Annotated in this window: 12 protein-coding genes; 5 read left to right on the top strand and 7 right to left on the bottom strand. The window is 40.1% G+C overall.

What is annotated here, in order from left to right:
• Nucleotides 1-382: 382 nt before the first annotated feature.
• Entirely contained in the window at nt 383-1558 is a 1176-nt protein-coding gene (locus DK846_RS14745; protein ID WP_109969758.1) for a ComEC/Rec2 family competence protein, read from the bottom strand.
• Between the two features lie 461 nt (nt 1559-2019).
• On the opposite strand from DK846_RS14745, the gene DK846_RS14740 reads away from it, so the two are divergent.
• From DK846_RS14740 to DK846_RS14730, 3 genes are all read left to right on the top strand, one after another.
• Nucleotides 2020-2451 carry a hypothetical protein gene (locus DK846_RS14740; RefSeq protein WP_109969757.1) on the top strand — a complete coding sequence of 144 codons (432 nt, stop codon included), beginning with the start codon at nt 2020-2022 and terminating at the stop codon, nt 2449-2451.
• Nucleotides 2452-2610: 159 nt separating this feature from the next.
• Entirely contained in the window at nt 2611-3429 is an 819-nt protein-coding gene (locus DK846_RS14735; protein ID WP_109969769.1) for an acetoacetate decarboxylase, read from the top strand.
• Nucleotides 3430-3676: 247 nt separating this feature from the next.
• Nucleotides 3677-6766 (top strand): DEAD/DEAH box helicase, encoded by a 3090-nt coding sequence (locus DK846_RS14730; RefSeq protein WP_245926571.1) that lies wholly within the window; start codon nt 3677-3679, stop codon nt 6764-6766.
• Between the two features lie 5 nt (nt 6767-6771).
• On the opposite strand, the gene DK846_RS14725 is transcribed toward DK846_RS14730, so the two are convergent.
• From DK846_RS14725 to DK846_RS14700, 6 genes are all read right to left on the bottom strand, one after another.
• Nucleotides 6772-7917, bottom strand: coding sequence for an AAA family ATPase (locus tag DK846_RS14725; protein WP_109969755.1), 1146 nt, complete (start codon nt 7915-7917; stop codon nt 6772-6774).
• Complete coding sequence (locus DK846_RS14720) at nt 7917-8687, bottom strand: DUF6414 family protein (protein WP_109969754.1); 771 nt, start codon at nt 8685-8687, stop codon at nt 7917-7919. The genes DK846_RS14725 and DK846_RS14720 overlap by 1 nt, the downstream gene beginning before the upstream one ends.
• Before the next feature lie 149 nt (nt 8688-8836).
• Entirely contained in the window at nt 8837-9511 is a 675-nt protein-coding gene (locus tag DK846_RS14715) for an alpha/beta fold hydrolase (RefSeq protein ID WP_109969753.1), read from the bottom strand.
• Nucleotides 9512-9791: 280 nt separating this feature from the next.
• A complete protein-coding gene (locus DK846_RS14710) occupies nt 9792-10472 on the bottom strand; it encodes a pyruvate kinase alpha/beta domain-containing protein (RefSeq protein WP_109969752.1) in 681 nt (226 codons plus the stop codon).
• Between the two features lie 159 nt (nt 10473-10631).
• On the bottom strand, nt 10632-11249 hold the full coding sequence (locus tag DK846_RS14705; RefSeq protein WP_109969751.1) for a LysE family transporter: 618 nt from the start codon (nt 11247-11249) through the stop codon (nt 10632-10634).
• A gap of 234 nt (nt 11250-11483) precedes the next feature.
• Nucleotides 11484-12314, bottom strand: a complete 831-nt coding sequence (locus tag DK846_RS14700; protein ID WP_109969750.1) for a GNAT family N-acetyltransferase — start codon at nt 12312-12314, stop codon at nt 11484-11486.
• 166 nt (nt 12315-12480) lie between these two features.
• Here DK846_RS14700 and DK846_RS14695 point away from each other — a divergent pair, with 166 nt between their 5' ends.
• The gene (locus DK846_RS14695) at nt 12481-12927 is read left to right on the top strand and encodes a hypothetical protein (protein WP_109969749.1); all 447 of its coding nucleotides are present in this window, start codon (nt 12481-12483) and stop codon (nt 12925-12927) included.
• Nucleotides 12869-13210 (top strand): hypothetical protein, encoded by a 342-nt coding sequence (locus DK846_RS14690; protein ID WP_146201242.1) that lies wholly within the window; start codon nt 12869-12871, stop codon nt 13208-13210. Before DK846_RS14695 ends, DK846_RS14690 begins: the two co-directional genes overlap by 59 nt.
• Nucleotides 13211-13318 lie beyond the last annotated feature (108 nt).

Here is a 13318-nt window from a genome sequence, read left to right as displayed (position 1 = left end):
CAAATTTGATCGTGTTAGTGGATGAGCTCATTGAGACTTGAAAGTCAAAGTGGCAAAGTCAGGGTACAAAGGTCAATAAAAAAAATATCACAATATTAACCAGGAAACTACCATCCCCAAAGTCCTTTTCCAGCGGTTCGCAAGCCTTCAGAAGGACCGGACCTCGTCGCCTTTCCCATTCATGGAATCATCCGTTACCTCCTCTCCGAGATCAAAGAAAAAACCAGACCAGAATGGACCGACTAACCCAGTTCAACCGCCATTGTCTCCGAGGGTAATCGGTAGTACGAAGACAGTTCACTTTGGATGATTAGGATAATTTTACGAAATGTTATCTGAATTCATCAGGGGGATGACAAAAAAAGGTGAATCGGTATGCTCCTCATATCACGGAATTCGTTGCTACTCCGTTTAGTAAATGAGCATCAGAAGAGGTTACATTCGTCACCGGTGACGCCTGATATGTAGGGGTACCTTCGGGAACCGGTTTTTTGAAGCTTTTTCCCGAACCGGTACTGATCTGATACTCATTGCCATCTGATGTAACAACAATATTCCCATCGACATTGGTCAGCAAAGGATCAATCTTCAATTTTTTGAGAGTATCCAGAGTTGTATTATTAATTCCTGAATCTCCTGGATTGATAACCAGAACCTCCGGAGCGATCTCAGATAATGATGCAAGAGAACCCTGAACATCCTTATTGGGAACAGCCCAGAAAGTTGCTGGTGACAGACCAAGATTTTGATTTCCGGTAAAGAGGAATGTCACACTACCGGTTTTCACTAAAACAGATAAGGCATTATCAGAAGCATTTATTTCTGAAGTCGAAGTGCTTATGAATTGAACAGATGTATCTCCAAAGGGAAGACTGACACCTGAAGCAGCCTGTTCAAAGCCAACTCCCTTTTCGTCTATCATCGTTTTGATCTCGTCATACGTAGGGGATGAAAAAGAATTGCTTGGACCGCTGAATATCGAAACCGGGAATTTTTCCATAATATTTGTCATTCCACCGATAGCGCTTTCATCAAGATTGGTGGCAATGGCATAATCAAGCGTTTTGACACCAGTGGTATCCAGATAATTAATAACTGCAGAAGAGTCCCGGGTGTCACCGGCATCGATGATCATAAAATGACCTGAGGATTCAAGCAATGTTGCATCGCCATGACTCGTATTCAGATAGTATACCTTCAGATCGTTTGATCCAGGGTCTGCTTTTTTTTCAGATGGTAACGAATTCATGACATTTGCCAGACCATCAGTTGATGGATTTATTACATCCCCATTGTTATCGACTGAAGGTAAGGTATTGAGGATAGTACTATTCTTCAGATTTACCGAAGACGGGTTTATAACATTTCCCGATTCGCCTACAGAAGGTAAGGTATTCATCACATTTTCTCCAACCCCTGATGACGAACTCATGACATTTGCAGATCCGGCTGTTCCTGAATCAAGTACTCCGTACCCATCAGCAGTAACCAGAGTTACCACAAAAGCACACAGGATAATGACGAAAAATGGGATGTAGAATTTATGAACTGATTTCATGTGTTTCCCCCTCTAAATTTGATACGATTTGATTATCGATGTCCTGCAATCCCGAAATAATTTCCTGGGATACATTTTCAATATAATAAGAAAATGTTTCTCACATATCAGAGACGACCTTTCGTTAGGGAGGAGAGTATATACGTCTTATCAGTCGTTCCAAAAACTGTATCATACCAAGTACATATCCCAGAAAAAATATTATTCAAATCGGACAATCGTTCCTTCTATCCTAGAACAAACCAGATATCATCCATCAATCAGAGAACTCCAGGTAATGAACCATTATCCGGGAAACTTGGATAGATGATACTCTGATTAGGCCAGTTACGATATCTCAGGCTGAATTCGTGTCATACTGAGGAGAATATTCAGAACCATCCTTTGATGATCATCGGTTTCACGGCTCAAAACCGGGATTCAAAGGGATCATTTTTTTAATCTGATGGCTTAATTCTAGTATGAATAAGACAACATTTGGAGTTATTGGCCTGATTCTCGGAGTTGCTGCCGTACTAGACGGGTTTTATGCCATCGCTTTACGATCACAATACATGGCAGGTGGGTATCTCCTTCTGGCAGTTATCGCAGGAATATTTATTACCCGGTTTTTTTGTGCATTATGCCCAATCAAAGGCACCTGTGTTCACATCCTCCCCGGATATTTCGCACAATTGTGGAAAGTAGCTCCTAGACCATATACTACCGGAAATCTCGTCATCTCCGGGTTTCTTTTTGCCATACTATTCCTGCCTCCCATCCCTTCATTGTTCGCATCACCAGTTCTGATGTTCATCTTCCTGGTGTGCTTAGCTCTAGCAGCAGTGACCAGTACACGATTTCTATGTCCGGGTTGTGGGAACAGGTTCTGTCCTTTCATGAAAGAAGGATAAAGACCCTACGTGAAACATGCCTGAAAGAGTTCATGTTTTACACCAAAGAATACTACAATTTCACCTTCCTGTATCATTCACCGTACGCACAAAAATACCAGGAATCCACCCAATACTTTCATCTATCACATGAGCACATAGAGGGGTATGGATCCAGTCATGCAGATATTCCTCGCCGGGTCGTTGATTCTGATACTGCTTCAGCTCACAACCACAACTGTTGCTTCTGTAGAACAAAAGATCGATAATAAAACACTGGGCATGCCAATCAACAGTCCTGCATATCCTGCCCCCCCGAACCAGTTCAATAACCGGGAATATTTCATTATTACGTATGAGACAGATCCTGCTGCCCTGGAAAAAGTAGTCCCATATCCCCTGAAGGTGACAGAGCCGGTAGTGAAGTATGAGTTCATCAGAATGCCGGACTCATCTGGGCTTGGCGATTATACCGAATCAGGACAGGTTATCCCGGTTGAATTCAACGGAACCCGTGGGCTCTTTGTTCTCTCCATGTACCTGGATAATGAACCTGCCATTCTAGCAGGAAGGGAAATATGGGGATTTCCCAAAAAATTAGGTCGTCCTTCACTGGGAGTTGATCCGGTAAGCAGAGACACCCTCGTTGGAAGGCTCTTTTATGGAGAACTCGAAGTTGCCAGGGGTACGATGGGATACAAATGGCAGGCTCTGCCCACCGATGATATCAAAAAATATCTTGAAGATACTCCAAATTACCTGATAAAAGTCATTCCTGATGTGGATGGCAGCCCGAAGATCCACCAATTAGTAAAGTATCATCTAGGTAATGTTACGGTCCACGGTGCCTGGACCGGTCCGACAGATCTTGAGCTTTTCAGGCATGCCCTGGCACCGGTTGCTGATCTCCCGGTGAAAAAAGTTGTATCAGGAGTACATTTTGTCAGTGATTTAACACTTCTTCCCGGGACTGTGGAGTACGATTATCAGAAAGGATAAATTACTCCTTTTTTTATTGGATCAATTCATGGTTAGTATCTGGACCGCTTTTGAGGAGTTTAAAATTCCCGGTTCATTTAAAAATCCATAATACCCTCAACAGCATCATCTCATTATTACAGGTGGATATTATCATTTCTAGAAATGAGACTGATTTTCGAATAATTAGTTAATTTATCCATCAAATCTCCATCAAACCATGAAAAGATTGCCTCAAGGCCTTTATGAGCAGGTCATTAATCAGTATTTGCAGAACCTAAAAAGTACTGATCAACAATACGATGCCATCTCCATTCATGAATCTGAAGATATTCCCTCTCTCCTTTCTCATTACCTTACTCCTGTGCTCAAAAAATCCCTCACTGTATTAGAAGAAAAAAACCAGCCGGTAAAAGATCAGATAGATCGTTGTAATGAGATCATCAATCTGTTATCGATCTGGACTGGCGAAGCATCTCTGAATAAATGCCAGATATCTCCTGAAGGAGAAATTCTCCTATCGGTAACGGATAGAAGAGGAGATGAAAGAAGGTCATCTTCATTTCTTCGTCCAAAATCCTCCCTCTCTCAAAGTAGCCTCTTTACTGGATCACATAATGAACCCAGTTTACTTCAGGAGCTGAAAGCAGAGATCGGATCTGCAGATCGGATCGATATGCTTGTTTCGTTCATCAAATGGAGCGGCATCAGATTGTTGATGGATGAACTCTCCAATTTCTGCAACCATGGACATCTTCGGGTCATCACCACCTCGTATATTGGGGCAACTGATCTCAAGGCTATTGAATTCCTTTCAACCCTCCCAAATACAGAGGTTCGTATCTCCTATGACACTGAGCGGACCAGATTACATGCGAAGGCATACTATTTCTATCGTAAATCTGGGTTTTCGTCCGCTTATGTTGGCTCTTCAAATCTTTCAAATCCTGCAATAACTAGTGGTCTTGAGTGGAATGTGAAACTTACAGAAAAGGATGCAGGAGACATTCTCCAAAAGATATGTATCTCATTTGAGAGTTATTGGGATAATCCGGAATTCGTTCCCTATAAAGAAAATGACAAGTCTATCTTACAGGAGGCATTGAATCGACAAAAAGGAAAATCTGGAGATGATGACCTTCCAATTCTGTTTGATATTGTTCCATATTTCTATCAGAAGGAGATATTAGAACGACTGATTGTAGAGCGAGAGGTTCATGGTCGATATCGTAATCTGATTGTTGCGGCAACAGGGACAGGAAAGACAATCATATCGGCATTTGACTTTCGAAATTTCGTTCGGAATGGAAATCCACATGCCCGCCTTCTCTTTGTTGCTCATCGGGAGGAGATATTAAAGCAGAGCCTCAGTCGGTTTCGGGTGATCATGCGGGATCCAAACTTTGGTGATCTCTGTATTCGGGGAATAATTCCACCACATATTGATCATTGCTTTATCTCGATTCAGACATTCAATAGCACGAAATTCAATACCCTAACTTCTTCTGATTATTACGATTATATCATTGTTGATGAGTTTCATCATGCGGCTGCAGCCTCGTATCAAACCCTTTTGCAATATTACCATCCAAAGATTCTTGTTGGATTGACGGCGACACCGGAGAGAATGGATGAGCTTGATATTCTTGCTTACTTTGATGGAAAGATAGCCGCAGAAATCCGTCTTCCCGAAGCGATTGATAGAAATCTTCTCGCTCCCTTTCATTATTTTGGGATAACAGATACTGTTAATCTTGAAGATGTAAGTTGGTCACAGGGAGGATACGATAAACAGACATTATCGAAGCGATACACAGGAAATCTCCAGAGGGCAGAACATATCGCAACGTCCCTTAATCGATATGTAACAGATATCAACACAGTAATTGGTCTTGGATTCTGTGTCAGTATTGACCATGCCGTCTTCATGTGTAATACTTTTAATGAGATTGGTATCCCTTCTGGGTACCTCACCGGGGAAAGTGATCAGAAAACCAGGAATTCAATTCAATCACAACTCGTGAATGGGGAGATTCGGTTTATTTTTGTCGTTGATCTCTACAATGAAGGGGTTGATATTCCGGAAGTGAATACTGTTCTCTTTCTCAGACCAACCGAAAGTATGACCATTTTTCTTCAACAGCTCGGAAGAGGCCTTCGAATTTGTGAAGGAAAGGAATGTCTCACGGTTCTGGATTTTGTTGGTCGGCAGCATACGAATTACCGATTTGATACCAAGTTCAAGGCATTGACCGCTGAAGGAACCACCCCTATATCAGAACAGGTCGAGAACGGAGTATATCTTCTTCCTCGTGGTTGTTTCATTACTCTTGAGAAGGTTGCACGCGAAACCGTCCTCTCACATATTGAACGTTCACTTCTCCGAAGAAATGTCCTAGTCGAAAAGATATCCCGGTTTGAAGAAGAAACCGGAAAGCCACTTTCATTAAAGATATTTCTTGAGCATTATGGGTTGGATTTACAAGCACTATTTAGTAAATCTAGTTTTCGAGGATTGTGTGCTGAAGCAGGTCTTTGTGAGCGAATTAGTCCGGAAGAGGAGAGATGGATGATGTCAATTGCCCGAAAAATCGGTCATATCAATTCAGTTTCATTTATTCTTTTTATCAGACAGATTCTTCAGGAAAAGGATATTAATTTTGTCGAGGGAAGAAAAATCGGATATCAATCTCATCTGAATATGCTCTATTACTCGGTTTATTCCAAGCCTCTTCAGGAGATGAGATATTCTTCTCTTATGTCTGGATTTGAAGAACTATTCAGGCGTGAATGGATGGTTTCAGAAGTTCTCTCAATATTGGATTATCTGGAGGATACGATTCAGTATGTTGAGAAACCGCTAGATTTAGGATTTGATTGTGGACTCTCACTTCATGGGTACTACTCACGGGATCAGATTTTCGCTGGACTTGGACATTATTCTCCTGATCATTGGAGTACTAAAGGAAAACGAGAAGGAGTTGTTTATTTTGAAGATAAGAAACTCGATGTGTTCTTTATTACGTTGAATAAGAGTGATAAATTCTTCTCATCGACAACGATGTATCACGATTATGCCATCAATGATACTCTGTTTCATTGGCAATCCCAGAGTACCACATCAGAATCCTCTCCAACTGGTCAGAGATATATTCATCACCAGGAGAAAGGGAGTCGAGTATTGCTCTTTGTGAGAGAATTTAATAAGATTCAGAATGTTTCTCAACCGTTTCTTTGTTTAGGAACTGCGAAATATGAAAGGTATTCAGGGAGTAGGCCAATGAGTATTGTGTGGAAATTAGATGAATCGATTCCGGGTGGATATATGAAGAAAGTTAAGGTTGGAAGTGGAGGATGATATTATTATTTACCTTTTCTTTCAATTATTCGTTCTAATATTTTTTCTGAAATGGCTAAATTAATTGAACTTTTAATTATTCGTACATTAGAAAATTTAGATAAATGATTACAAAAGTGGCTTTTCACCTCATTTTTATCAATTTTCTTTTTATCTACCTGGCGCAATTTTTTCCACTCAAACTCTATTTCCTGTTCAATAATTCCTTTTAAACTGTCAGTTGATAATGAATCAAATTTTATACAGGCTTCTATTCGTGAATAAATTGGGTCCCCCAATTGTTTTTTTATTTCATCCTCATCTAAATAATTTGACGTACAGATAATAACTGCATCTCCGACATTAACTTTGTAATTTTGATCTTCAAATATCCCTTCATCAAACAATTGATAAAAAGCACTGTGAAATAATGGATTTACTTTGTCGAATTCATCTAATAGGAGAACATTCGCTTCTCTTTCAAGAATTTCTTTCGCAAAACTATTTTTAGAATGCTCTCCTCCAAATAAATAATATATATAATCATTATTTTGAAACATTGAAAATTGTTTTCTAAATAATTGTCCACCTAATATTTCTGCTAAATATTTTGCGGTTTCTGTTTTTCCAACACCAGAGGGGCCATAAAAAAGGATTACAAGTGGTTTTTTATTTTTTTGATAAGTAAGGCGAACTAATGATCTTAGTAATGATTTTTTTGCCTTTGGTTGACCAATAATCCTCTTATCAAAATTTTCGTGTATAGTATATATTTTTCGTTCATCGATCGGTACATAGCAATATTTTTCAATCTCTGTAATATCGGGATAACTTGCATTAAATATATCTGATATGTGCTTTGGAGGATTTTGAAAATATATGTTTTTTATTTCAAGTTTAGAAAGTAAAATCTCAAAATTTAAAATTGCATGCTCTTGAATACCAGCATATTCATCTGAAGAAGAAATTAGATTACCAACTCTAATAAGTTGAATATCTTGGATTTTTGATTCGTCAGGATTTTCAGAGATAAATTTGAAAATATTTTTAAATTCATCGATTTTTCTAACTACTGATGAGAGGGTAGTTGTAATGTCAGATTCATCAGTTTCTTCTTGAATGTACTTCTTAAATCCGATATTAGGACCGTAATATAAAACAATTTTTTCCATTATTGTTGGATTCCTGCCAATATTACATCATATACATCTAACAAATTGTTATCTGATGTTGAATCCAATCCAATATTATCTTCTTCATGAATAATATCAGCAATATCATTACTTCCAAAATTAGGGGTAACATTAAATTCATTCTTAGGATCTAAATCATGAACATTCATCTTTCCCACTTTCACTGCAAAGTATGTTAAATCCATTTTAGTCAAATCAACGAGAGAATAATTATTTCTAAATGCTTTTAAATTAAATTTAAGTATCTTTGTACCTTCAGAATCTTCTGCTATTAATTCATAATATCCCCTACCTTTTTCTAAAGCCTCATCAATTTTTTGGAAAATTATCGGCATATCGTTTAATGTTTCAATTTTAAACATACTAAAGTAAGGAGAATACATTTTAATATAAGAAAATGAATTGGGATAAGCCTTCAACTTGTATCCTTCTAGTTTGATAAATGAATTTTCCAGATCGGGTTCATTAGTAAAGTCAGATAAAATAGTGTTGGTAACAAATGTTCTAATTATTGATTCCCCAATTTTATTATATTCAACACCCCCTTTTACCTCAAGATTTGCTTTCAAAAAGGGCATTAAGTTCGATAAAATCCCTGTTCCAAAACCCATTTGACCTTGGGCATCTAATACAGTTTTTTCATCAGTTTCTTCTTTTTTTTCTTTTAAATGATTTATTTGACCACCATGTTTTATGTAAAGATAATCTATAGCAGATCCTTCATCAAAGTATATTAGTTTATTAAACATGCATACATCTCGAAAAATTATCTACACTCATAGATTATCAAATTTTGTTCTTTTTTATTTATGAGAATAGTAAAAACCCCAAATTCTCATAACGGTGTTTATAGAGAATATTTATACTAGAATCTCACAATTGGGGTTTTTAGCTAGTTTCAAACATCAATCCCGGACGCTATCCCGATTAACAGGCGGTATATCTCATCAGGCTTATCAGCCATGGGAACGTGTGATGACAATAACTCCACAAACTCCCAGCTATCCGGACTGGCCTCGATCTTTTTTCTGGCGATACCTGTTACGGCCAGATATTCACTTTTTGTACAGAAAATATAGGTCTTTGGAATTGACCGGATAATCTGTGGATCAAAATCCAGGGTCTCCACGTATGGAGGTGCCGGGTCCGGGATGAGAACCTGCTCTCCAGATGATCGGAGCCCCTGTTTCAGAAGTGAATACAGAGAATCACCGGGATCGGGAACTGCTGCGTCCAGGTACACAAGATGACTGATATTATCCACCATCGCTGCAGCCACCCCGGTGATCACCATTCCACCATAACTATGCCCGACAAGCATGACATGGTGCAGGTTGTTTTCACTGATAACAGCGATTACTTCTTCAATGTGTCCTTTCAGACTTCCGACTAGTTCGTCAGTGAGAGAGGGTGCAAAGACCCGGTGATGCTCTTTTGAGAGTGCAGCAATCGTTCCTTCCCAGTACCGGGCTCCCAGTCTCCCATCTTCGGTAACAACCGGATCTCCGGTTGTGAGAAGGTTCCATGTCCGGGTAGACATATTTCCCCCGTGCACCAGGACAATATCTGTCATAATGTATCCAGAACAATAATGATTCAGGCAGGTAGTATCCTTATTTCTCGTCCCTTGATTTAATACTGTCATATAGGTGAACCAACCCTCAAGAAAAGATGAGAAGATCCTCAATAGAGTTCACACATATTCATCCGGATAGAAGAGTTTGTCCCAAATGATCCTCTATACATCCTCTATTCAGAATGATTCCTGGAACCCGGATCAGGTCGGTCCAACAGGAATATCTAATCAAAACTGATGGATAATAAACCGGTTTTAATATTCACAAATTTTTCATTTACCGGAGATATTCAATCGAGATATCAGGTGTTTCTGCGACACCCGGCTTTGCAAGAAGTTCAATCAGCCGTGCACCACGTTCAGGATGGAAAAGGTTTGCAGAAGCCGCACTTCTGATAATCCAGCAGGTATCCAGTCCCCGTTCGGTGCCGGCACAGGCCATCACCCTGACTCCTTCCGGTATTACCCCGGCATCGGTAGCCATCAGAACACTTTCCAGGCAGACCAGGGTTCCGGGTGAGATCAATTCCAGAGTTTTGGCAATAATATCCAGGGATGTTACCTGCTGTAGATGAAGCCGGATTGAAAAACTTGGACCAAAAAAGGGAATCGTTCCCTTTACAACCGGGATCTGTAGTGCATCCAGTTTTTTCTGATTATCAGCGGTTATCTCCATGGGAATCCGTTTCTTTCCATCCCGAATCCATTCATCACGAATTGATCTGAGTCCGGGATTTGTTGCAAACAGATCATGGTTCATCTGATCCACCTCCCAGTACATCCCCTGGGGACAGGTCACACAGATAATCGGTCTTCCCGGCGATGTTTCCGCGATCTGTAAGGCACTTGATCCGGTAATTGAGGCAACCACGATGTAATCACACCGGTGTGATTCTTTTTTGATAATACCTACAATAGCAGATGTATTCTCGGGACCCGGTGTATCAAAGACAATCATATCATACAAAAAGGGAATAATCTAGAAATATTTTCTCCATTGTAATTCGACTATCATCCGGAGATGTCAAAAAAGTTATTTCAGGTATGTCAGATGGGTTTCGTAACCTATGCATAAAAGAAAAGGATCGCGAAGTTATCTATGATCATACCGGGTGTCTCATTCTTTTATGTTTATGGCTAATCTCTGAATACCATACCCGATTAATAACATACCAACAACACAATTGAGGATTTGTATAATAATTAATGGAACGAAACTGCCAATAAAGGAAAAAATAATTACAGATAATCCCATGAATATGAAAGTCGCAAAGCCAGTGCCGAATCCGAAAGAAATTAACTCCTTTTTTGAGTAGTTGTATTCAACTACCTTTGCAGTAAACAGACTTGTGAAAAAAATAATTGTCATCGGACTGGAAATTGTAATCAAAAACACTGATACAAAACTTGTCAGGATATCTGCTCCCGATGATATTTTTGAAACTGTAACAGTGCTGAATAATATTCCTTTTAAAATGAGACTTCCGAATAGTATCAAAACAACAGAGCTTACATACCCAAAAACTCTTTTAAATTTAGTTTCTTTGAGTAATGTACCGACTCCAAGAATTGAGATTATTATAAAAAAATAATCAACAACTGTGACGGCCAGAACACCTGCAAATCCATCAAAAATTGTTTTTTGTAGAGTCAAATTAATGATAAAGAAAAATACAGGCCCTATCGCTAACTGTAATGTTAATCCTGTATAAAATCCCCTTTTGAACTCTTTCATTATGAACCCATGAATCAATACGAATGACTTCTTTTTTTAGCACTGATAGAAAAATATTGTAATCACAAATCGACTAGAGCATCCAGGTAATTTCTTTTCTCTTTCACATTTCCATATAGCGGAAACTATTAAATCTCAACACCTGACTATGACCGTATGAATCTGAAAGTCGTCGTCGAAGAAGACACCGAAGATGGCGATTTTTTTTATCAGTTGCCCCGCTCTTCCGGGATGTCACTCAGAGGGTGAGACAGTAGAGGAAGTCCTCGTCGTTCGGGAGGTCAGGTTATCATGGTGACCGACATTAAAAGAGAGGAGCCGGTGATTACTGATGAATCCGTTCTTTTCAATTGTCCGCTGCGAACCAATATTCTCGACTCCACAGCCACATACCGGAATCCAGCAGTTATTAACACAGGTGTCCTTTAACCAGGATAAGATCCGGGTTGCATACCCATGCAATCTGAATTCGGGGCTTACCCAGACACCGACATCATAATACGCCCATTTCGGGTGAATCCGGGTAATAAATCCACAACCGAGGATCATTTCCCCGCTCAGGCAAAGAACGATCTCACTCTTCTCGATTGCAGTAGAGATCATATCTTTTGGTTCAAAAACCTCATCCTCCTGCATCTGAAGAAACGACAGATCCTGAAGGGTTGCCAGCCGAAACGAGATATCTGGATCCCTGAGTATTGTTACTTGAGTGAAATCACGATAGATGAGACCAACCTCGTGATACGAGTTCATCCGGGAGCAGCATTTCATCAATACCTGATCAAACGATTGAACTAGTATTCTTTCAACATTGCAGGTTTTGACAATCTCTGGAAAATGTAAATTAATATCAGACCCGAAAGTGTCCTTTACGAAAAATTCAAGCATCACTCCCCCCTTCATGATCGCATAGCCGATAATGGTCCCACAATGAGAGAGAATCACTACATCAGCATAGGGGATCTGTAGTTCCAGATATAAATCCTGAAATTCAGGAAGAGAACTGAGATACGTTATCCTCATAGTCTCTATTTCCTGGAGAGTTGCTCCATTGACTGAGATCATGCGTTATCATCGTTTTTGAGAGGGTGGGATATAAATACCCGCCATATGATTGGGTTCTTCCCGGGAGGTTGTCCAGTGAGATTCTTCACACTGGACAACCTCTTCCAATCAATCCCGACACAAGGGATTGCATAAGTAGTATTCATGAAATATCTGCATTGGATATATGCACTCCTTTTTTGGTAACAAGGATAATGTCAGGGTTTTATCAGATGGCTTTGATCTCCTCGGAGACCAGTCAGGATCAAAAAAAATCTCCGATATCTGTACAGATGTACGGGGCCTGATTGAAGAGGATGATGATTTTTATCCTGCATTCTTCTCACTTGAAGCCCTGCTGACTTCCCTCCATGATGATCAGGCTGCAATCTCCCTGATCTCACATGACTCCCGTATCATGGATTATCCGATCTTCAGGTTCCGGTATGCAGATCACTGCCGCCGGGTTGGAGATACCATCTCCTCAGAGGAAATTTTCCGTTCATACGTGCCCGGGACTTCAGAATCACTCAAGGATAAAATATATGGATTTCTGGCTGCCGGAAGGATCGGAAATGAAGGGGAGGCGGCCTTGCGGTGGGCTGCCCTGCTCGGAAGAGAAACTTGGGGATAGCCGTGCCGATGTTGCTTTTGTCCAGGATCCTGATGATTATTCTTTGCTTACGTATCATCCGTTTCGGGAACGGATTGAAGGGGTCCGTCTCCTTATCCGGGATAATATCATACCCGGAAGGGAGGAGGAAGCGTACTCACTTATCAGGTCTCTCCACCTCTATAACGGCGATTTCCTGGAAGGATACCTTACTCCCTATATGTGTGATGAGGGGGGAGAGGCTGTACTTCCGGGTCTCTGGATAGCGGTTCTCATGTCAGGAACTGCTACAAAAATAGTATAGGAATTTCTTGCCATACATCTCTTTACTACTGATATCCTTCGCCAAGGGGCTGAAGAGATCCTCGAGGACCTCCGTGATAGTACAAGGGAATACCTCGTCAGGCAGTTG

It is taken from the genome of Methanospirillum lacunae (genome assembly GCF_003173355.1).
Taxonomy (GTDB): domain Archaea; phylum Halobacteriota; class Methanomicrobia; order Methanomicrobiales; family Methanospirillaceae; genus Methanospirillum; species Methanospirillum lacunae.
This window is presented reverse-complemented; position numbering and strand designations above follow the sequence as displayed.